Raw genomic sequence first — 19,826 nt, forward strand, 5'->3', positions numbered from 1 at the left:
CATGGAAACCGACCGAGCCAGCCACCGGCAGGACGACCCCGACCCCCGGCCCACGCTCGCCGTATGGAAGTTCGCCTCCTGCGACGGCTGCCAGCTGACCCTGCTCGACTGCGAGGACGAACTGCTCGGCCTGACCGGGCGGGTACGCGTCGAGCACTTCCTGGAGATGTCCTCGGCCGAGGGCCCCGGCGGAGGACGCGCGGAGCCGGCCGGCCGGGGCCCCTACGACCTCTCCCTGGTCGAGGGCTCCATCACCACGGCCGAGGACGCCGAGCGGATCCGGCACATCCGGCGTATCTCCCGGCGCCTGGTGACCATCGGCGCGTGCGCCACCGCGGGCGGCATCCAGGCACTGCGCAACTTCGGGGACGCCGACGAGTTCCGTGCCGCCGTCTACGCCCGCCCGGACTACATCGCCACCCTGGAGACGTCGACCCCGATCTCCGCCCATGTGCCGGTCGACTTCGAACTCCGCGGCTGCCCCATCGACCGCCGCCAGCTCCTCGAGGTCATCACCGCCCACCTGGCCGGACGCACCCCCCAGATCCCCGGCCACAGTGTCTGCTTCGAGTGCAAGAGGCGCGGCACCACCTGCGTCACGGTGGCCCACGGCACGCCCTGCCTGGGCCCGGTCACCCACGCCGGCTGCGGTGCCATCTGCCCCGCGTACGGGCGCGGGTGCTACGGCTGCTTCGGCCCGACCGGCCGGCCCAACCTGCGCTCCATGGTCGCGCAGCTGCGCCGCGACGGAATGAGCGAGGCGGACGTCCTGCGTGTCTTCCGCACCTTCAACGCCGCCGCGCCGGAGTATGCACCCGTAGCCGATCTCGCGGCCGAGGAGCAGGACACCCCTCGGGCAGGAACAGCACCCGACCCGGAAAGGCCGGCATGACCGATCGCGGAACCCGCGTCCTGCGGTTGGACGCACTGGCCCGAGTGGAAGGCGAAGCCGCTCTGTACCTGCGCCTGAAGGAGGAGAGGGTCACCGAGGCCCGGCTGCGCATCTACGAACCACCCCGGTTCTTCGAAGCCTTCCTGATCGGTCGCGCCCACACCGAGCCACCGGACATCACCGCGCGCATCTGCGGCATCTGCCCGGTCGCCTACCAGATGAGCGCCTGCCTGGCGATCGAGAACGCCTGCGGCGTCACCGTCGACGGGCCGCTCGCCGAACTGCGCCGCCTGCTGTACTGCGGCGAATGGATCGAGAGCCACAGCCTGCACATCCACCTGCTGCACGCCCCCGACTTCCTCGGCCGGGCCGACGTCGTCGAACTCGCCCGCGACCAGCGCACGGCCGTCGAGCGCGGCCTGCGGATCAAGCAGACCGGCAACGCGATCCTCGAACAGCTGGGCGGACGGCCCATCCACCCGGTCAACATCCGTGTCGGCGGCTTCTACCGCACACCGGACCCCGCGGAACTCAGGCCGTTGGCCGAACGGCTGCGGCAGGCTCGCGACGACGCGTGGGAGACCGTCCGCTGGGTGTCGGCGTTCGACTTTCCCGACGCGGCGAGCGATCACGACCTGTTCGCGCTGCGCGAGCCGGGCCGCTACGCCATCGACTCCGGCACCCCCACGGTCGTCGCCCCCCACGGCCGGACGCCGGCACCGCGCGAGTTCCCCGTCCGCGACCTGGAACAGCATGTGCGCGAGGAGCAGGTGCCGCACAGCACCGCGCTGACCGCCGTGCTCGACGGCCGCCGCTGTCTGACCGGCCCACTGGCCCGCTACGCGGTCAGCGGCCGGTGGCTCCACCCGGTGGCGGCCGAGGCCGCCAGGGCCGCCGGACTGGGCGATCCCGCGGCCGGGGACATCTGCCACAACCCCTTCCGCAGCATCGTCGTACGCGCCGTGGAAGTGGTGCACGCCGTCGAGGAGGCCCTGAGGATCATCCAGGACTACGAACGGCCGGCGCGGCCCGCCCTCGACGTCGTTCCCCGCAGGGCGGCGGGCGCCGGCGCGACCGAGGCACCGCGGGGACTGCTGTACCACCGGTACGCCCTCGCCGAGGACGGCACGCTCACCGCGGCCCGCATCATCCCTCCCACGGCCCAGAACCAGACGGCCATCGAGGAGGACGTGCGCCGGGCCGTCCAGGCACGCCTCCGCCTGCGGGGACCCGCGCCCGGCGACGAGGAGCTCACCCACCTGTGCGAGCGGGCCATCCGCAACCACGACCCCTGCATCTCCTGCGCCGCCCACTTCCTCGACCTGACGGTGGACCGCGCATGACCGGCCGGGTCGTGGTGATCGGTGTGGGCAACCCCCTGCGCGGTGACGACGGGGCCGGGCCGGCGGTGGTGGAGGCCCTGCGGGGCAGGGTGCCCGACGACACCGTGCTGGCGGTCAGCGACGGCGACCCCGGCCGGCTGCTCGAACTGTGGCGCGGCGCGGACACGGCGGTCGTCGTGGAAGCCCTCCGTCTCCAGCCGTCCAGGCCCGGCCGGCTGCACACCCTGACGGCGTCGGAGGCGGCAGGCCGGGCGAGGGGCGCGTCGAGCACGCACGCCCTGGGCCTGGGGGAGTGCCTCGCTCTCGCGGACACCCTCGGCCTGCTCCCCCGGCACGTCGTCGTGCACGCCGTGGAGGTGGCCGGCATCGAACTGGGCGCGGGACTGAGCGAACCGGTGCGCTCGGCCCTCCCCGAACTGGCCGGGCGTGCCTCCGCCTCCGTCCGGCAGGCCCACGAGGCGACCCAGCGGCGGCACACCTCCGGGGAAGCGCCTCTGCCGTGAACGGCACGGCCGCGAGCTCCGGGGCCGCAGCGGGTCCGGAGCGTTCAGCCGAACAGCCGCTGCACCCGGATCGTCTCGACGCGCCGCCATGTGCCGCCAGGCAGCAGCACCCAGTCACCGGCCGTGCCGCGGGCGCTGTGGAGGACCGGACCGCCCGTCGCGTGGGCGGCCCCGGCCCGCGACGGCAACCGGGCACCGCCGCCTCCGCGCTGGGCCGGCCGCTTGGCTCGCCTGCGCTTGCTCATCGCTTCCCCTCCCTTCGCGTGGTGCGGTCCCGACAGGCACAGCATCGCTGCCGAACCGCTTCCGGCGGTGGGGCCGAACGGCACTCACGAGGACCGTCGGGCCCCTACCGGGCCCGCTGTGCGGCGCGAGACGCTGGAACGGTATCGGAACGACGACTCCAGGGCGGAGGGCCCGCCGTGCGGACACCGCATCTCCCCTGGCACCGGACCGCGTTCGGCGCCCCCGAGAACCGGGCCCCGCGGCGGCCGCACGCAGCCCGGAACCCCCTTGAGCGTCCGGTGGACCGGCTGGAACGCAGGCTCCGTACCCTCCTCGCCGTCCTCGCCGTCGTGGCGCTGCCCCTGGCGGCGGTGAGCGCCGGGTACGCGACGTACAGCCACTCCGCGCAGGCGCGGCAGGCCCGGGTGGCACGGCTCCATCCGGTCTCCGCACACCTGCTGTCGGACGCGAGGTCGAGCGACGACCGCGCCGGTGCGCAGTCCGGATTCCATGCCCTCGTCCGGTGGAGCGACCGGGAGGGCGGCCACACCGCGCTCGCGCCGGTGCGGGCCTGGCTCCACCGGGGGGCCACGGCGACCGTGTGGCTCGATGGCCGCGGTGTCGTCTCCGCGCCGCCACCGGGGAGGGACCTCCCCGTGACCACCGGCGTGGCGGTGGGCTTCGGGACCGCGTCCGGCGGCGCGGCCGCCGCTCTCGGCGTGTGGTGGGCCGTCGGCAGGTCCTTCGACCACCGCCGCAGCGCCCGGTGGGCCCGCGAATGGGAACGGGTGGAACCCCTGTGGGCGGCGCGCCGCGACCGCTGAGCGGGAGTGAAGGGGCGAGCCGTCGGTCGGTACGGGATCCGTAGGAGAGGTGGGACAGATGGACAAGGATGCCTCCGGGCCGAAGGTGGTGGTCGGTGTCGACGGGTCTGAGTCCTCGTACGCGGCCCTGCGATGGGCCGTGCGCTACGCGGGCCTCGTGGGCGGCACCGTGGACGCGGTCTCCGTGTGGGAGCTGCCGGGCCGGTACGGCTGGTCGGCGCCCGCCGTGGACATGGATGTCGACGAGGAAGAGGCCCGCCGGCGGATGAGGCAGGAGCTGACCGATGTGCTGGGCACGGACGCGGCCGAGTCGGTCAGGACCCACGTGGTGCACGGCAACCCCGCCGACGTCCTGCTGCGGGCCGCCGAGGGAGCGGAGGTCCTGGTGGTGGGCAGCCGGGGGAGGGGCGGGTTCGCCCGCGTGCTGCTCGGGTCCGTCGGCCAGCACGTGGCGCAGCACGCCGGCTGCCCGGTGGTGATCGTGCGCTCCGGTCCGTCCTGACCCGGGTCCGGGGTCCGGCACGGCCCGCCCGGGTCACTGGAACACCGCATGGATCTCCTGCTCGGTGGCCTCGTGCGAGACGAGCAGGAGTTCGTCCCCCGGCAGGAGCCGCACCCCGGGACCGGGCACCGTGGGGCGTCCGTCGCGGACGACGGTGGCGACGACGGTGCCCGCCGGCAGCGTGATCTCACCCAGCAGCTGCCCCGCGGCCCGGGACTGCCCGGTGATCGCGGTCTCGATGACTTCGACGCCCGCCTTGCTCAGCCGCAGCAGGGCCACCGTGTCCGTGGCGCCGGTGGCCTCCTCGATGAGCGAGATCAGCGGGGTGGCCGCGGGCACGGCCACGTCCACGCCCCACCGCTGGTCGAAGAGCCAGGCGTTCTCCGCGTCGTTGACGCGCGCCGCCACCCGGCCCACGCCGAACCGGCGCTTGGCGAGCAGGCCGATGACGAGGTTGTCCTCGTCCCGGCCGGTGGCGGCCACGACGAGGTCGCAGGCCGGCGCGCCCGCGCGCTCCAGGAGCGCGGGCTCGCAGGCGTCCCCGGCCACCAGGCGCACCGACGGCATGCCCGCGAGTTCCGCGAGGCGGTCCTCGTCGTGCTCGACGAGGGTCACCTCGTTGCGGGCGGCGGACAGCACCTGGGCGATCTGTGTGCCGAGGCGGCCCGCACCCGCGATCAGGACCTTCACGTTCCCAGCTCCTTGTCGAGAAAGCCGCGCAGACGGTTCAGCGCGGTCGCCGCGACGGCGAAGGTGACCAGGTCGCCGGGTTCGGCGAGGACACCGTGGGCGGGCAGCAGCGATCTCCCGGCGCGGGTGATCTCCACGACGCGGATCTCCCCGTCCACGTCGAACTCGGTCAGCTGCCGTCCGGTGACGTAGGCCGGCAGACCGGAGCGGACCAGGAGGGTCTCGCCGTTGCCGAAGGAGAGTTCCGACGTGAGGTGACGGTGCAGCAGCATCTGGTGGATACGGCCGACGGCCCAGCGGACGCTGGAGATCGTGGGGATGCCCAGGTCCTGGTAGATGGCGGCGCGACTGGGGTCGTGGACGAGGGCGAGGACGACCGGAACCCGGTAGGTCTCCTTGGCGGTCCGGGCGCTCACGATGTTGCTGTTGTCCCCCGAGGTGACCGCGACGAGCGCGTCCGCGTGCACGATCCCGGCCGCTTCCAGCACGGGACGGCTGAAGCCGTTGCCCACGTGGAAGGTGCCGGGGAAGCCTGGCGGCAGCAGCCTGCGCGCCTTGGGGCGCCGGTCGACGAGACGCACGTCATGGCCCTCGGTCACCAGCTGTGCCGCGAGGGTGGAACCGACCTGGCCGCAGCCCACGATGACCACGCGCATCACGTCCCTCCCTTCGGGGACCGCCTCCGGTGCCGCAGCACCCACTTACGGGCTTCCTCGGCGGCCAGCAGCAGCGCCCCGAATCCGGCGAGGACCGCCCAGTCGGCGGCATCCAGCGGTGCGGTGTGGAAGACCGCCTGGAGTGGCGGCGCGTAGCTGATGGCGGCCATCAGGGCGATGCCGACGCAGCCGGCGCCGATCAGCCAGGGGTTGGACAGCACACCTGCCCGGAAGACGCTCTGCCGGTCGGTGCGCACCGCGAGGGCGTTGAAGAACTGGCTGACGACGATGCCGGCCTGCACCAGGGTGATCGCCTCCCGGTACACGGGGTCGTCCCTGGTGAAGTCCGTGTAGGGGATGCCGGAGGCGTGGATGTGCCAGAAGAAGACGGCACAGACGCCGAGGGCCTGGATGCCGCCGAGGAAGACGATCCGGCTCATGACGGCGGTCGAGAACAGCCGTTCCCGGCGCGGTCGCGGCGGGCTGTCCATGACGTCGGCCTCCATCGGCTCGGCGCCGAGCGCGAGCGCGGGCAGTACGTCGGAGCCCAGGTCGATGGCGAGGATCTGCACGGCCGTGATCGGCACCAGCGGGAACCCGGTGAAGGTCGCCGCCAGGATCGGCACCAGCTCGGCGATGTTGTGGCTGAACAGGTAGACCAGGAACTTGCGGATGTTGCGGTAGACGGAGCGGCCCAGCCCCACCGCGGCGGTGATGGAGGCGAAGGAGTCGTCGAGCAGCACCATCACCGCCGCCTCACGGGCGACGTCCGTGCCGGAGGCGCCCATGGCGACGCCGATGTCGGCGTGTTTCAGGGCGGGCGCGTCGTTGGCGCCGTCCCCGGTGACGGCGACGACCTCACCGCGCCGCTGCAAGGCGGTGACCACGCGCATCTTGTGCTCGGGACTGACCCGGCACAGCAGCAGTTCGGCGGAGCCCGTCAGCAGCGCGTCCACGCCGTCGTCGTCCAGCGCGTCCAGTTGAGCGCCGGTGACCACGGACGGCGCGGGTCCCCGTACGATGCCGACGCGGCGGGCGACGGCCTCCGCGGTCAGAGGGTGGTCGCCGGTGACCATGACGATGCGGATCCCGGCCCGTCGGCACGCTTCCACCGCGTCCTTCACCTCCGGGCGCGGCGGATCGTACATCCCGGCGAGTCCCAGCAGGGTCAGCCGCGACTCCACGTCCGCGAGCGCCGGGCGGGGGTCCGGCACCCGTCGCCGGGCGACCGCCAGCACGCGCAGGCCCTGCCCTGCCATGGCGTCCGCGGCCGCGGCCACCTCGGCCCGGCCGGCTTGCGTGAGCGGTGTCCGCGTGCCCTCCCGGTCGATGGTGTCGCAGCGGGCGAGCAGCTCCAGCGGCGCCCCCTTGACGCACGCGGTGTACGTGCCGTCCCCTTCGCGGTGCACGGTGCTCATCAGCTTGCGGACGGAGTCGAAGGGATACTCCGCCACCCGCGGTGTCCGGGCCTCCTCCGCAGCCGGATCCAGGCCGGTCTTCATGGCGGCAACCAGGAGCGCGCCCTCGGTGGTGTCACCGAGCACCCGCCACCCGTCACGTCCGGCGGGCGGCACCAGCCGGGCGTTGCAGCACAGGGCCGCCGTCCGCAGCAGCTCCCGCACGGATCCCGCCCCGGCGACCGCACCGACGGGCGCGTATCCCACCCCGGCCACGGAGTGCGGCACGCCGTTCGCCCACAGCCGTACGACGGTCATCTCGGCCTGCGTGAGCGTCCCCGTCTTGTCGGTGCACACCACGCTGGTCGAGCCGAGCGCCTCCACCGCCAGCAGTTGCTTGACCAGCGCGTGCCGACGGGCCATGCGGCGCACACCGATCGCCAGCGACACCGAGAGCGTCGCCGGCAGACCTTCGGGAACGAGGGCGACCATCACTCCGAGCGAGAAGACGAAGGTGTCGACGAACGGCTGCCCGCTGGGCAGGCGCACCGCGAACAGGACGGCTCCGGTCGCCAGCGCGACCCCCGCCACCCGGCGGGCCATGGCCGCGACCTGGCGCTGCAGCGGGGTCTTCTGCCGGGGTGCCGCGGCGGTGAGCTTGAAGATCCTCCCGAACTCGGTGCCCGTGCCGGTGGCGAAGACCACCGCCCGGCCCGTGCCCGCGACCACGTCGGTGCCCATGAACACGCAGTTGCGCGCCTCCAGCGGCGGTCCAGCCGGCACCGGCCCGGCGACCCGGGCGACGGCGTCGCTCTCGCCGGTGAGTGCCGCGTTGTCGACGGCGACGTCGTGTGCCTCGACCAGCCGGCAGTCGGCCGGCACCGCGTCCCCCGCCTCCATGAGCACGGCATCGCCGGGCACCAGGTCCCGGGCGGGCAGTTCCCGCGGAGCCCCGTCCCGCAGCACCCGGCAGGTGTGCGGCACCATCGCCTGCAGGGACTCCGCCGTGCGCTCGGCGGAGTACTCCTGCGCGAAACCGATGCCCGCGTTCAGCAGGACCACGCCGAGGATCGCCAGCGCCAGCTGGAGCGTCGCCGGATCCCGGGGCCGCTCCAGTGCGTAGGCGAGGAAGGTGATCGCGGAGGAGACGAGCAGCACCACCGCGAAGAGGTCGGTGAACTGTGCGACCAGCCGCCCCCCCATGTGCCCGCGGGCCACGCCGGGCAGCTCGTTGGGACCGCAGCGGGCCTGCCGGGCGCCGGCCTCGGCCGACGTGAGGCCGCGCGGGGAAGCGTCCAGGGCGGCGAAGACGTCCGCGACGGGCAGGGACGGCACGGACGGACCGGGGCCGCCGGGCCGGTCCGGGGCCGGTCCGGCGGCCGGGGCCACGACGTCCGTGCGCGGGCCGTCGTCGTACAGCGTGGCCGCTCCGGGCCGGTGACGCGGGAACGCTCCCCGCCCGGCCGGTTCAGGAGACATGCCCGGCTCCAGCCGCCGAAGGCGGCCCGGGCGGCTCCTGGAGCACGCTCCAGGCGACGGGCCCGAGCAGGTCGGCCAGCTGCCGGAAGATGTCCAGGAAGAGGTCGTCGATCGTCAGCATCCCCACCACCCGGTCCCCGTCGAGGACCGGGAGCCGGCGCACGCCGGTGCGGCGGAACGTCCGGTAGGCCACCCGGACGTCGTCGTCCGCGTCGACCGTGACCACCTCGGCCGACATCACCGCCTCCACCGGGGACTCCCGGCCCAGGCCACCGCCGAGGCCGCGCAGGGCCAGGTCGCGGTCGGTGACGATGCCGCGCAGCGCTCCGTCCTCGACGACGAGGACGGAGCCGACGGCGGACCCGGTCATCTGCCGGACGACCTCGAGCAGGGACGCGTGCGGCGCGACGGAGACCGACGGAGCGGTCATGACCTCGCGGACCCTCATGCCATCAGCCCGCCTCACACGATGTCGAGCAGGTCGGTCACCGGTCGCCGCGGGCTCGCGGGGCCTTCGGGGCCGTAACCGAGCCGGAGCACCATCTGCACGTGGGCCATGGCGGAGACCGGGTCGCGAACGGCCCACCGGAGTTCGGGCCATTCCAGGGGCTGGGACGTCATCGAGGAGACCAGCCCGTCCATGGTGGCCTGGAGCAGGACCCGCTCCAGCGCCTGACCGGCGCGCAGCCAGTCCGGGCGCCCGTCGTGGGCCGTGCCCAGCAGAGCGATGTGCGGGTTCTTCTCGAAGGACGCCCAGCCACGCCCCGGCACCGGACGGCGGGCGGCGAAGTCGCGCACGGGGGCCGCGGTACCGCGTTGACGGGGGCCGAGCGCCTCGGCGGGGATGCCGTCGGGGGCCCCCGCGGCGCCCGACGGTTCCGTGTGCACCCACTGCGCCCTTTCGGCGAGCAGTCCCGGGTCCAGTCCCTCCCGGCCCTCGGCGTCCTGTGCCAGGTCCACGATCGACCGTACGTGCCAGGCACCGGCGAACCGCAGTTGGGCCCCCTCGGCACGGGCCGCGCCGCACAGCCGGTCCGTCACGGCGGCCGGGATGTCCTCGTCGCGGAAGGGGAGACGGCTGCAATGACGGCGGGAGATCGCCGGGTGCAGCCGGGCCAGTGACTCGTCGGGTGCCGCGGAGCCGCGCAGGCCCACCTCGGCGAGCAGCTCCGCGTCGTCCGGGTCGGGCAGCAGCCGGACGACGGGCGCCCGCCCGGTCGCGGCGGCGGCCACGCGCAGGTTGAAGAGCGCGGCGCCGCAGCCGAGATGCAGGCCCCGCCCGTCCGGATCGGTACGGGGCAGGCTTCGCTCCGGGTCGGCGTACAGGCGCAGGACGCCCGTGTCGCGCAGCAGGCGGAACCGCCACGGCTGTGCGTTGTGCAGCGAGGGTGCCGCCGCGGCGTCCGCCACGAGCGCGGTGACGGCGTTCACGTCCAGAGGGTGTCCGGTCACGGTGGCTTCCCTTCTCCCCGGGGTGTGCCGACCCCGGCCTCACGCCGGCATCGACGGAACGGCGATGACGGGGCAGCGGGCGTGGTGCAGCACTCCCTGGCTGACCGAGCCCAGCAGCATGCCGGTGAAGCCTCCGTGGCCCCGGGTCCCCACCACCAGGCCCAGCGCGTGGGCGGAGGCGTCGGTGAGGACCTGCACGGGATGCCCGACGACCAGTTCGTGGCGCAGGTCCACCTCCGGGTAGCGGGCCCGGCGGCCGGCCACCGCCTCGGAGAGCAGCCGGCGGGCCTCCTGCTGCGGGTCGTACTCGCCGAAGATCCGCAGCGGTCCCGGCTCCCACACGTACAGGGCCCGCAGTTCGGCACCCCGCAGGGCCGCCTCCTCGAACGCCACGTCGACCGCGGCAGCCGAGTGTTCGCTGCCATCGACGCCGACGACGTAGTACGCGGGCTCCTGGGTGATGTGCTCCGGCTCCGGCACGACGACCACGGGGCAACGCGTGTGTGCCATGACCGGCAGGGCGATCGAGGCGGTGCCGAACAGCTCCTGGGCCCGGGTCAGGTGCCGTGAGCCCAGGACGACGGCCGTGGCGTCGCGGCTCTGCTCACGCAGCACCCACACGGGATCGCCCTCCGCGAGCACGGCATCCACCTCGACCTGCGGGTGCCGTGCCGCGACGAAAGCCGCGGCCTCCTCGAGCACCTGCTTTCCGGCCTTGTGCAGCGCCTCGTTCCATTCCTCCCAGGAAGGCGGTACCTCCCGCCCCCGGTATCCCCGGGTCGGCACGCCCTCGACGTGGACGGGACGCAGCGGTAGCCGACGGCGGGCGGCCTCGTCGGCCGCCCAGGCCAGCGCGGCCCGCCGGCCGGGATCGGGATCGACGCCCACCACGATCCGCCGGCGCTCAGCGGGCCGCGACATGACGGCCTCCGGTCACCGGCCCGGCGGGATGCGGCGACGCGTGCGTCAGATGCCTGACGTAGGCGTCGGGCCCGGGGAAGTACAGGGTCACCCGTCCGTCCTCGGCCCAGCGGACGTCGTACGGCGGGCTGCCGTCCGGATGGTGGAGTCCCACGATCTCGCCGTCCCGGGCCACGACCCCGGCCGCGGTGCCGCGGACGACGATCTCGTCGCCCACGCGGGCGCGCATCGAGTTCCCGGTCGCCTCGGCGCCGGCACCCGGCACGGTCCGGTCGTCCTTCCTCGTCGGTGCGGGAGCGGACATCCCGCTCACCTCCTCCCTGTGCCGGCGCGGAGCCGCGCCGCCGATCTCATGGAAAACCCGCCGCGGTCAGGGTTGAAGGGGCCATTGGTCCTCGCCTCGTCCCCGTCGGGCCCACCCGGGCACAGTGGCGAGGCGATCGGGACGAAACCGTTCCTCGAGGCCGGCGCGCACCGTGGCCGTCAGCTCCTGAAGCGCCCGGGACACGACCGGCCGGACCGGTTCGGGATCCTCGATCCGCAGCGCCGGCCCCGGCAGCGCGGCGACGTCCTCGCGGAACCGGTCGCGAGCGTCCTGCCAGCGGTCCGGGGGCCCCGTCCGGCGGCCGCCGCGCATCACCGTGCGCAGCAGCGGCCGTGCCGCGTCCGGCGGTCCCTCCCGCCACAGGGCGATGACGTCGGGCCGCCCGGCGCGGCGGAAGACCTGTTTGCGGCCGGGAGCCGTGACCTTCGCCGAGGACAGCTTCATGACGGGGCGGCCGTCGTACTCGACGAGCTTGTACGCGGCGTCCAGGTACGGGGCGTCCGCGGCCACGCCCACGCGCGTTCCCACGGCGTACACGTCGATCGGGGCACCGGCGCGCACCAGCCGGTCCACCGCGTACTCGTCGAGTCCGCCGCTGGCCACGATCCGCACGCCGGCCGGCCCGGCGGAGTCCAGGACGGCGCGTGCCCGGCGCGAGAGGGCGTCGAGGTCTCCGCTGTCCAGCCGGATCGCGCAACCGGGACCGCGCCCCAGGTCCCGCAGCACCCGAGCCGCGATCCGCACGCCCTCCTCGGTGTCGTAGGTGTCGACGAGGAAGGTGACGGGGCCCGGATGGCTGCGTGCGAAGGCCCGGAACGCCTCCTCCTCGCCGGGGAACGCCTCGATGTACGAGTGGGCCATCGTGCCCGAGGCCGGGATGCCCAGGGCGGTGGCGGCGGCGACGTTGCTGGTGCCGGCGAAGCCCACCAGGGCGCCCAGCCGGGCCGCCTGCACACCCGCCCACGGGCCGTGGGTGCGGCGCAGCGAGAAGTCCACCACCGGCCGTCCGGCGGCGGCCAGGACGCAGCGGGCCGCCTTGGACGCCACCACCGTCTGGTGGCAGATCTGGTTCAGCAGGTACGTCTCGACGAGCTGGGCCTGCGGCAGCGGGGCGGTCACCTCCAGCAGCGGCTCACCGGGGAACACCGCTCGGCCCTCCGGCACGGCGCGCACCTCGCCCTCGAAGGCGAGTCCGAGGAGCGGTTCGAGGTCCCGCACCGGTCGGTGCAGCGCGGCCGCGAACTCCTCGACGTCCGCGCGCTCCACCCGGTAGCCGGCCAGGAAGTCCAGGGCGGGCTCCAGTCCGGCGGCGACCAGGAAGCCGCGGCCGGGCGGGAGGTCACGGACGAAGAGACTGAAGGTGGCCGGGGCCAGCATGTCCTCCCGGAGGTAGGACATGGCCATGGTCACTTCGTACAGGTCGGTGGTGGTGACTTCGGACATGGTGATCGCCCCGGAGGTGGTCGTCCGTCCCCCGGTCACCAGTCTGGTCGCGGGCACGCGGGAAAACAGGGACCTCAGGGACCCCTGGTATGGGCTGTTCGGCCTCAGCGGCCGGAGCCCGCGCGCGCTGGACTGGAGGTGTCGGCAGGCTGCGCCACAGCCGAGGAGGTATCGCGATGGCCACACTGACGCGCAGGCAGAGGTTCCCGTTCCCGGAGGTGCCGGACTGGTTCGAAAACCTTCCGGCCCGGTTCGGGATGCCCGCCATGAGCGAGCTCTACACCGTCCGCATCGAGGACTACACCGAGGGCGGCCGCTATGTGGTGCGGGCCGAGCTCCCGGGCCTGACCCCCGAGGACATCGACGTCTTCATCAGCGAAGGAGTGCTGACCGTCCAGGCCGAGCGCGAGGAGAAGGACGTCTCGAAGAACCGCAGCGAGATCCGTTACGGCGCGATGAGCCGCAGTGTGACGCTGCCGCCCGGCGCCGACGAGAACGACGTCAAGGCCGACTACACCGACGGCATGCTCACGGTCAGCGTAGGCCTGGGCGCCGAGAAGGCGGAGGCCAGGCACGTCGAGATCAAGCACGGCACCTGACGCCGGTCGACGGCATGGCGGGCCCCGGTACGGGCCCGCCATCGGCGTGCGCTGCCCGCGCCGCTCTCACCGGGTCCGGTGGGCGGCGGCCCAGCGGCGGCGTACCGCTTCCTCGTGTTCGGCCTCCTCCAACGCCAGCTCCACCGCGGCCAGTTCCTGTTGCAGCCGGGGTATCCAGCGGCGGCGCAGGGCGCGCACCCGCTGCCGGGTCCGTTCGGCCTCCGCGGCGAGCAGCTCGGCGGCCGCCCGGTGAGCGGCGTACTCCGCGGCGGCACGGACCGCGGACCGGTAGGCCGCCTGGGCCTGCGCGAGCGCGGTGTTGGGCGGTGCCGGCTCCGCCGGGGAGGGGACGGGGGCCGTCCAGGTCACGGCCGCGGGGTGGGGTACGCCCATCAGCGTGGCCCACTCGACGCCGACGCCCGCCCGGTCCGCGGGCACCGCCTGAGCCAGCGCCTGTTCGCCGCCCAGCAGCACCCCGCGCACCAGCCAGGTGTCGGCGTCGGCCAGCTCGTCCCGCCACGCCGAACCCGCGTCCTCGGCCGCCCGTCGTTCCGCGCGCTCCCGGTCCAGCAGCAGCCGGAGCTTGCGTTCCAGCAGCTCCGCTCCGCGCAGCGCGGTGGCGAGGTTGCGGCGAAGCCGCAGCCGCCCGGCCCGCCCCGGCCGCACCCGGCGCCCGCGCGTGCTCACGCCGGCTCCCCGTCCCGCGGCGGGGCGTGCGTGTCGAGCAGGTCCGCCGGGATCATGCCGAGCTGGCTGCGCGGCAGGGTCAGCAGGGCGTCCCAGGCCCGGTCCAGGGACTCCCGCAGCGACCGGTTCTCTTCCGTGCCCTGGGCGAGGAACCGGTTCCGGAAGGCGTCCTCGAGGTCGAGGTGGCGCAGGTCGGTGGGGCTGAGTGCCGACCGCCCGATGAGGTCGGCGAGTTCCCGCACCTGCCGCGACCGGGCCAGCGCGGCGATCAGTTGCGCGGCCACGGCAGGATGGTCCGCCCGGGTCCGGCCCGGCCCGGCGCCTTTGCGCATCAGACGCGACAGCGAGGCCAGCGGATCGACGGGCGGGTACACCCCGGCCGCGTGCACCTCGGCGGACAGCACGATCTGCCCTTCCGTGATGTAACCGGTCAGGTCGGGAACGGGGTGGGTGATGTCGCCCGCCGGCATGGTGAGCACGGGCAGCACGGTCACCGAGCCGGGGCGGCCCCTGATCCGCCCGCAGCGTTCGTAGAGGGACGCGAGGTCGCTGTAGAGGTAGCCCGGGTAGGCCCGGCGGGCCGGTATCTCGCCCCGCGCGGCGGACACCTCGCGCAGCGCCTCCGCGTAGGCCGTCATGTCGGTCATCACCACCAGGACGTGACGGCCCTCGGTGAACGCCAGGCTTTCGGCTACGGTCAGGGCGAGCCGCGGGGTGAGCAGTCGTTCGATCACCGGGTCGTCGGCCGTGTTGACCAGGAGCGCCAGTTCCCGTGCGGCGGAGCGGGCGGCCAGCCCGCCCCGGACGAACGCCGCGTCGGCGTGCGTGAGTCCCATCCCGGCGAACACGACACAGAACGCCTCGCCGCCGCAGGCCGCCTGGGCCGCGATCTGCACGGCCAGTTCCAGATGGGGCAGCCCGGCCGCCGAGAACACCGGCAGCTTCTGGCCCCGCACCAGCGTGGTCAGCACGTCCACGGCACCGACACCGGTCAGCACCGGCTCGTTCGGCGGTTCGCGGCGCACCGGGTTGATCGGTGCCCCGCCGACCGTCGCGTACGACCCGCCCAGCACCGGCGGCCCGCCGTCGGCGGGTTCGCCCCGCCCGTTGCACACCCGCCCCAGCCATCCGGTGCCGACCGGGATCCGCAGCGGAGTGCCCGAGAAGGCGACGCGGGTGCCGGTCCGGTCCATGCCGGCCGTGTCCTCGAGGACCTGCACCACCGCGAGGTCCCGGTCCGCCTCGAGGACCAGCCCGTGCCGTCGTTCACCGGAGCCGAGGAGGATCGTGGCGAACTCGTCCCAGCCGACCCCGTGCACGCCCTCCACGACCACGAGCGGACCGCGCAGTTCCCGTATCCCGGTGTACTCGATGCCGGCGAGGCCGCTCATGCCGCCTCCTTGAGCCGGGCAAGCACCGTGTCGCGGGCCGCCGCCACGGGAGCGGTCTGTGCGGGTCCGGCCGTTTCGCGAGCCCGCAACAGCGGAGTGAAGTCCACCGCCTCCACGACGTCCGCCCGGGTGCCGGTGTCCACCAGTTCCAGACAGCGGTCGATGACCGTCAGCACGGCCTCCACGAGGGCCGCGGTCTTCTCGGGGGCGCTGTACGCGTCGGCCGGTGACAGCGCGTTCTGCTGGATCAGGGCCTCCCGCAGCAGTCTCCCCGCGAGCACGCTGATCCGTTCCCGGGCCGGCAGGGCCGTGCTGCCGACCAGCTCGACGAGGTCGGCCAGCCGGTCCGCCTCGGCCAGCAGCCGCGCCACCCGCCCGCGCCGCCGGGCCCATTCCGGGTCGCCGGCCCGGGTGTGCGCGGCGGCCAGTGCGGCGGCGTCCCGCGAGAAGGACTCCGCCCAGGAGACGGCCGGATAGTGCCGTGCGTAGGCGAGATCGCGGTCCAGGCTCCACAGGCACCGCACGAAGCGTTCCGTGTGTGCCGTGACCGGCTCCGTGCGGTCGCCGCCCGGTGGGGACACGGCACCGATCACCGTGACGGAGCCGGTCGCGCCGCCGAGGGTGCGCACCGCGGCGGCGCGCTCGTAGAACGCGGCCAGCTGGGAGGCGAGCCCCGCCGGATAGCCCTCCTCGGCGGGGAGTTCGCCCATGCGGGAGGCGAACTCGCGCAGGGCCTCCGCCCAGCGGGAGGTCGAGTCGGCGATCAGGACGACGTCCAGGCCCATGTCACGGAAGTACTCGGCGACCGTCGCCCCCGTGTGCACACTCGCCTCACGGGCCATCATCGGCATGTTGGAGGTGTTCGCGATCGTCACCGTCCGGTCCGCCAGCCGGCCCCCGGTCCGCGGATCGGTCAGCTCGGCCAGTTCCTCGATGACGTCCGCCATCTCGTTGCCGCGCTCGCCGCAGCCGACGTAGACGATCACGTCGGCGTCGCACCACTTGGCGATCTGCTGCAACAGCAGGGTCTTGCCGGTGCCGAAGCCGCCCGGCACGGCGACCGTGCTGCCGCGCGCCACCGGGAAGAGCAGGTCGACGGCCCGCTGCCCGGTGTTCAACGGCAGGTCCGCGGGCAGCCGCCGCGCCACCGGCCGAGGCCTGCGCACGGGCCAGAACTGCGCCATCCGCACCTCGTGCCCGCCCACCGCCGCGAGCACCGCGTCGGCGGAGTGCTCGCCCGCCGCCGCGAGCCGGGTCACCTCGCCCGAGCGGTCCGCGGGCACCAGGAGCCGCAGCGGCACGCTCGCCCCGATGTCCCCCAGCACCTCCCCGGCCGCGACCCGCGTGCCCTCGGCCACCCGTGGTGCGAACGGCCAACGGCGCGGCTGCGGCGCCGCACCCGGTCCGCCGGCGGTGAGCAGGTCGCCGGCGCCGGCCAGCGGACGCAACAGGCCGTCGTACACGCCGCCGAGCAGGTCCGGGGCCAGGCGCACCGTCAGCGGATGCCCCCGGGGCTCCGCAGGATGCCCGGGGGCCAGTCCACCCGTGTACTCGTACGCCTCGACGGTGGCGGTGTCGCCGTGGATGGCGACCACCTCGCCCGGCAGCCGGGCGGCGCCGAGCACCACCAGGTCGTGCATGGCGACGGAGGAGGGACAGGCGATCTCCACCAGGGGGCCGGCGACGCGCAGGACCCGGGAGCGGGACACCGGGAGGGGGCCCGCACCGGCGCGCGTGGCCCGCGGGCCCGCCTCCGGGCCTCCCGACGGCGTCACGACGGCCCCCACAGCGTCTCGGCCCGCGCACCGAGCCGCTCCACGGCACGGTCGGCGAAGGCGTCCGCCGAGAGGTCGACCCGCCGGCCGGGCACCTCGGCGGTCACTCCGCCCCCTGCGGCATCCGTGACCCGCGCCCGTGTGCCCAGCAGCGCCCGCGCCGCCTCGGCGAGCCGCTCCCGCGGTACGGCACCCTGCGCCAGCGCTCGGCGCACGCCCGCGCGGACGGCGGCCCCGAGTCCGGCGTAGGCCTCGGCGCGCGCCGCGAGTTCCACCGCCCACGCGTCCTGCACCGCTCGCACCCGCACCCGGGCCGCGCCGGCGGCGCCGTCGGCGGCGCCGTCGGCCCGGGCCCGGGCGAGCACCTCATCGGCGGTACGCCGTGCCGCGCGCAGGATCTCCTCCGCGTCGGCCCTCGCCCGGTCCAGGACGGCGTCGGCCGAGGCCCGTGCCGCGCGCAGCAGCTCGGCGCGGACGGGATCCAGTGCGTCCACGGACGTGGTCATCGGGGCATCACCACCGTCAGCGGCCGGGCCGGGCCGGGCGCCGTCGCCCCGGCGTCCAGCGCCTCGGCGGCCTCGGCGGTGAGGATCACCAGGGCGACCGTGTCCGGGAGCGCGCGCCAGCTGCGGCGGACGGCGTCCGGGTCCTCGGCGACCAGCACGTCGACCCCGGCCAGCGCCAGACCGCACACGCCGGTCCAGGTGCCGATGGCGGCCACGGTGCCCATCCTCACGCCTTTCCGATCAGCAGGATCGCGACCACCAGGCCGTACACGGCGATGCCCTCGGCCAGACCGACGATCACCATCGCCCGGCCGAACATCTCCGGCCGCTCGCTCAGCGCCGCCAGGGCCGCGGCGCCCGTGTAGGCGACCGCGATGGCGGCCCCGATCGAGGCTCCGGCCACCGCGATGGCGGCCCCGATCAGAGCGGACCCGTTGACCGCACCGGGCGTGGCGGCCTGCGCCGACGCCTGAGCCGGGCCCGCGAGCGCGGATCCGAGGACGGCGCACGCGCAGCCGAGCAGGGCGAGGTTCGTGGCCAGCAGCCAGCGGAAGGCGTGTCTGGTCCGGCGCCGCCGCAGCAGCCGTACGGCGCCGAGCACCGCGGCCAGGACCGGCAGGACGATCAGCCAGGTGAGCATGGCATCACCTTCGTAGTGCTGTCGGCAGGTTCCGCCGGGGGAACGTGCCACGGACGGAACGGTCGGCCTTCCGCCTCGAAGAGCCGGGAGAAGAGTTCGTAGAACTCCAGCCGCAAGGCCTGCACACCGGCCACCAGGGCCTCCAGGCCGAACGAGAGGACCGTGCCGACGGCGAACAGCAGCACCGCCCCCGCGATCCCCGCGGCACCGCGCCCGGCCAGGCCCGTGGTGCCGCGCCACACCAGGTCGGCGAGCGCGGCGTGGGTGAGGCCGAAGGCCGCGAGCCGGGCGAAGGACAGGGTGTTGGTACCCGTCCGCACGACGACATCGAACATTCGTACGATTGTCTCGGCATATCCGGCGCCGCCGCCCCTCGTGGCCTGGAACAGGCCGACGGCCACCAGGGCCAGCCCCATGACGGCGAGCACGGCCCCGGTGACGGCGGCGGGCGGCCGGTGCAGGAGCAGGCCGGCCGCGGCCAGCGCCAGCCCCACGTAGAACAGCAGCCCGGCGCAGCCGGACGCCGCCCACAACGCCGAGCCCCAGCCGCTCTCCCGGACCCGGTTGACCGCGCCGGCCGCGTGCGCGACCGCGAGCAGTCCCGCCCCGAGGACCACGGCGGCGGCCAGCAGGCGTGCGGGACTGTCCAGCGGGTTCAGCCACAGCACCGGCAGCAGCCCGGTCGGCCCGAAGAACTCTCCGTAAGCGAAGCCCGCGAGCACGGCGGCCGCTCCGGCGCCCGCCAGGAACGGCCACAGACGCCTGAGCCGGGCCAGCCGGCGGGGCCGCCCGAGGCGCAGCGCGAACGCGCCGAGCAACAGCAGCGCCCCGTGCCCCACGTCACCGAACATGATCCCGAACATCGCGACGTAGGCGAGGCCCGCCGGCCACGACGGGTCGAGGTCCGCATAGGCCGGTGTCCCGTAGGCCGTCACCAGGGGGGTGAAGGAGACGGGTCCGCCCGGCCGCAGCAGCGTCGGCGGATCAGTGCCGCGCGGTGACGGCAGCGGCACCAGCGCGCCGCCGGCGGCGGCCAGCCGGCCCGCCACCCGGGGCACCTCGGCGGCCGGGCACCACCCGGCCAGCGCGGCCACCTCCCCGCGTCGTACGGCGCCCTCCGCGCGCTCCTCCAACTGGGCTTCGCCCGCGAGCAGTCCGACGCTGCGCCGCGCCTCGAGCAGGTCGAGGTCGGGCAGGTCCGCGGCCAGGACGGCGGATACGGTGTCCTCCGCACCGGCCGTGGGGGCACGTCCCCGCAGCCGCCGCAGCCGTACCGCCGCCGCTCCCGCAGCCGCCTCCTCGGCCCGGTCCAGCTCCACGCATCCCGCCTCGGCGATCCGCACCAGCGCGTCCCGCAGGGCCGCCTCCGGCACGATCACCGCCACCCGGCGCATCCGGACCGGCGTCATCGCCTCAGGCCAGGGCATCGAACACCGCCCCGGGCCGGCCACCGCGCGCCGCCGATTCCAGCGCCGCCCGCACCCGCCACGCGTCCACGGACAGCACGGCGACCGCGCCCACGACCACCCGCGGGCCGAACCGGCCCTCCCGCAGCATCACCGCGCCGTCCCGCCGC

The 19,826-nt window shown here is 74.8% G+C and carries 22 protein-coding genes; 6 read left to right on the forward strand and 16 right to left on the reverse strand.

The window, feature by feature from the left end; genetic code table 11:
- Nucleotide 1: 1 nt before the first annotated feature.
- From ABZX30_RS25720 to ABZX30_RS25730, 3 genes are read left to right on the forward strand one after another with little or no spacing between them, the layout of a single operon-like run.
- Nucleotides 2-892 carry an oxidoreductase gene (locus tag ABZX30_RS25720; protein ID WP_355937414.1) on the forward strand — a complete coding sequence of 297 codons (891 nt, stop codon included), beginning with the start codon at nt 2-4 and terminating at the stop codon, nt 890-892.
- On the forward strand, nt 889-2,235 hold the full coding sequence (locus ABZX30_RS25725) for a nickel-dependent hydrogenase large subunit (protein WP_355937416.1): 1,347 nt from the start codon (nt 889-891) through the stop codon (nt 2,233-2,235). Before ABZX30_RS25720 ends, ABZX30_RS25725 begins: the two co-directional genes overlap by 4 nt.
- The gene (locus ABZX30_RS25730) at nt 2,232-2,738 is read left to right on the forward strand and encodes a hydrogenase maturation protease (protein ID WP_355937418.1); all 507 of its coding nucleotides are present in this window, start codon (nt 2,232-2,234) and stop codon (nt 2,736-2,738) included. The genes ABZX30_RS25725 and ABZX30_RS25730 overlap by 4 nt, the downstream gene beginning before the upstream one ends.
- A 44-nt stretch (nt 2,739-2,782) precedes the next feature.
- Here the strand turns inward: ABZX30_RS25730 and ABZX30_RS25735 are convergent, their stop codons facing one another.
- Nucleotides 2,783-2,983, reverse strand: coding sequence for a hypothetical protein (locus ABZX30_RS25735; protein WP_355937420.1), 201 nt, complete (start codon nt 2,981-2,983; stop codon nt 2,783-2,785).
- A 279-nt stretch (nt 2,984-3,262) separates the two neighbouring features.
- Between ABZX30_RS25735 and ABZX30_RS25740 the strand changes: the two genes are divergently transcribed.
- Nucleotides 3,263-3,787, forward strand: a complete 525-nt coding sequence (locus ABZX30_RS25740) for a hypothetical protein (RefSeq protein ID WP_355937422.1) — start codon at nt 3,263-3,265, stop codon at nt 3,785-3,787.
- Nucleotides 3,788-3,845: 58 nt separating this feature from the next.
- The gene (locus ABZX30_RS25745; protein WP_355937424.1) at nt 3,846-4,289 is read left to right on the forward strand and encodes a universal stress protein; all 444 of its coding nucleotides are present in this window, start codon (nt 3,846-3,848) and stop codon (nt 4,287-4,289) included.
- Nucleotides 4,290-4,322: 33 nt separating this feature from the next.
- Here ABZX30_RS25745 and ABZX30_RS25750 read toward each other — a convergent pair whose 3' ends face one another.
- The 8 genes from ABZX30_RS25750 to ABZX30_RS25785 all read right to left on the reverse strand — a co-directional run bounded on the left by ABZX30_RS25750 (nt 4,323) and on the right by ABZX30_RS25785 (nt 12,652).
- Nucleotides 4,323-4,979, reverse strand: a complete 657-nt coding sequence (locus ABZX30_RS25750) for a TrkA family potassium uptake protein (protein WP_355937426.1) — start codon at nt 4,977-4,979, stop codon at nt 4,323-4,325.
- Nucleotides 4,976-5,635: a TrkA family potassium uptake protein gene (locus tag ABZX30_RS25755; RefSeq protein ID WP_355937428.1), complete on the reverse strand. Its 660-nt coding sequence runs from the start codon at nt 5,633-5,635 to the stop codon at nt 4,976-4,978. Before ABZX30_RS25755 ends, ABZX30_RS25750 begins: the two co-directional genes overlap by 4 nt.
- The gene (locus ABZX30_RS25760; RefSeq protein ID WP_355937430.1) at nt 5,635-8,511 is read right to left on the reverse strand and encodes a cation-transporting P-type ATPase; all 2,877 of its coding nucleotides are present in this window, start codon (nt 8,509-8,511) and stop codon (nt 5,635-5,637) included. The genes ABZX30_RS25755 and ABZX30_RS25760 overlap by 1 nt, the downstream gene beginning before the upstream one ends.
- Nucleotides 8,501-8,941 (reverse strand): CBS domain-containing protein, encoded by a 441-nt coding sequence (locus tag ABZX30_RS25765; RefSeq protein ID WP_355937432.1) that lies wholly within the window; start codon nt 8,939-8,941, stop codon nt 8,501-8,503. The genes ABZX30_RS25760 and ABZX30_RS25765 overlap by 11 nt, the downstream gene beginning before the upstream one ends.
- A 32-nt stretch (nt 8,942-8,973) precedes the next feature.
- Nucleotides 8,974-9,963: a nitroreductase gene (locus tag ABZX30_RS25770; RefSeq protein WP_355937434.1), complete on the reverse strand. Its 990-nt coding sequence runs from the start codon at nt 9,961-9,963 to the stop codon at nt 8,974-8,976.
- Between the two features lie 39 nt (nt 9,964-10,002).
- The gene (locus tag ABZX30_RS25775; protein WP_355937436.1) at nt 10,003-10,884 is read right to left on the reverse strand and encodes a universal stress protein; all 882 of its coding nucleotides are present in this window, start codon (nt 10,882-10,884) and stop codon (nt 10,003-10,005) included.
- Nucleotides 10,868-11,188: a DUF1918 domain-containing protein gene (locus tag ABZX30_RS25780; RefSeq protein ID WP_355937438.1), complete on the reverse strand. Its 321-nt coding sequence runs from the start codon at nt 11,186-11,188 to the stop codon at nt 10,868-10,870. Before ABZX30_RS25780 ends, ABZX30_RS25775 begins: the two co-directional genes overlap by 17 nt.
- Nucleotides 11,189-11,254: 66 nt before the next feature.
- Nucleotides 11,255-12,652 (reverse strand): nicotinate phosphoribosyltransferase, encoded by a 1,398-nt coding sequence (locus ABZX30_RS25785; RefSeq protein WP_355937462.1) that lies wholly within the window; start codon nt 12,650-12,652, stop codon nt 11,255-11,257.
- A 176-nt stretch (nt 12,653-12,828) separates the two neighbouring features.
- Here ABZX30_RS25785 and ABZX30_RS25790 point away from each other — a divergent pair, with 176 nt between their 5' ends.
- Nucleotides 12,829-13,251 carry an Hsp20/alpha crystallin family protein gene (locus ABZX30_RS25790; protein WP_355937440.1) on the forward strand — a complete coding sequence of 141 codons (423 nt, stop codon included), beginning with the start codon at nt 12,829-12,831 and terminating at the stop codon, nt 13,249-13,251.
- Nucleotides 13,252-13,317: 66 nt separating this feature from the next.
- Here the strand turns inward: ABZX30_RS25790 and ABZX30_RS25795 are convergent, their stop codons facing one another.
- From ABZX30_RS25795 to ABZX30_RS25825, 7 genes are read right to left on the reverse strand one after another with little or no spacing between them, the layout of a single operon-like run.
- A complete protein-coding gene (locus ABZX30_RS25795; RefSeq protein ID WP_355937442.1) occupies nt 13,318-13,938 on the reverse strand; it encodes a V-type ATP synthase subunit D in 621 nt (206 codons plus the stop codon).
- A complete protein-coding gene (locus ABZX30_RS25800; protein WP_355937444.1) occupies nt 13,935-15,329 on the reverse strand; it encodes a V-type ATP synthase subunit B in 1,395 nt (464 codons plus the stop codon). Before ABZX30_RS25800 ends, ABZX30_RS25795 begins: the two co-directional genes overlap by 4 nt.
- Nucleotides 15,326-17,104: a V-type ATP synthase subunit A gene (locus ABZX30_RS25805; protein ID WP_355937446.1), complete on the reverse strand. Its 1,779-nt coding sequence runs from the start codon at nt 17,102-17,104 to the stop codon at nt 15,326-15,328. Before ABZX30_RS25805 ends, ABZX30_RS25800 begins: the two co-directional genes overlap by 4 nt.
- Entirely contained in the window at nt 17,101-17,610 is a 510-nt protein-coding gene (locus ABZX30_RS25810; RefSeq protein WP_355937448.1) for a hypothetical protein, read from the reverse strand. Before ABZX30_RS25810 ends, ABZX30_RS25805 begins: the two co-directional genes overlap by 4 nt.
- Complete coding sequence (locus tag ABZX30_RS25815; RefSeq protein WP_355937450.1) at nt 17,607-17,834, reverse strand: hypothetical protein; 228 nt, start codon at nt 17,832-17,834, stop codon at nt 17,607-17,609. The genes ABZX30_RS25810 and ABZX30_RS25815 overlap by 4 nt, the downstream gene beginning before the upstream one ends.
- A gap of 2 nt (nt 17,835-17,836) precedes the next feature.
- On the reverse strand, nt 17,837-18,250 hold the full coding sequence (locus tag ABZX30_RS25820; protein ID WP_355937452.1) for an ATP synthase subunit C: 414 nt from the start codon (nt 18,248-18,250) through the stop codon (nt 17,837-17,839).
- Nucleotides 18,235-19,677 (reverse strand): V-type ATPase 116kDa subunit family protein, encoded by a 1,443-nt coding sequence (locus ABZX30_RS25825; RefSeq protein ID WP_355937454.1) that lies wholly within the window; start codon nt 19,675-19,677, stop codon nt 18,235-18,237. Before ABZX30_RS25825 ends, ABZX30_RS25820 begins: the two co-directional genes overlap by 16 nt.
- Between the last annotated feature and the right edge of the window lie 149 nt (nt 19,678-19,826).

This window comes from Streptomyces sp. NPDC004542 (assembly GCF_040610035.1).
In the GTDB taxonomy this organism is placed as follows: Bacteria; Actinomycetota; Actinomycetes; order Streptomycetales; family Streptomycetaceae; genus Streptomyces.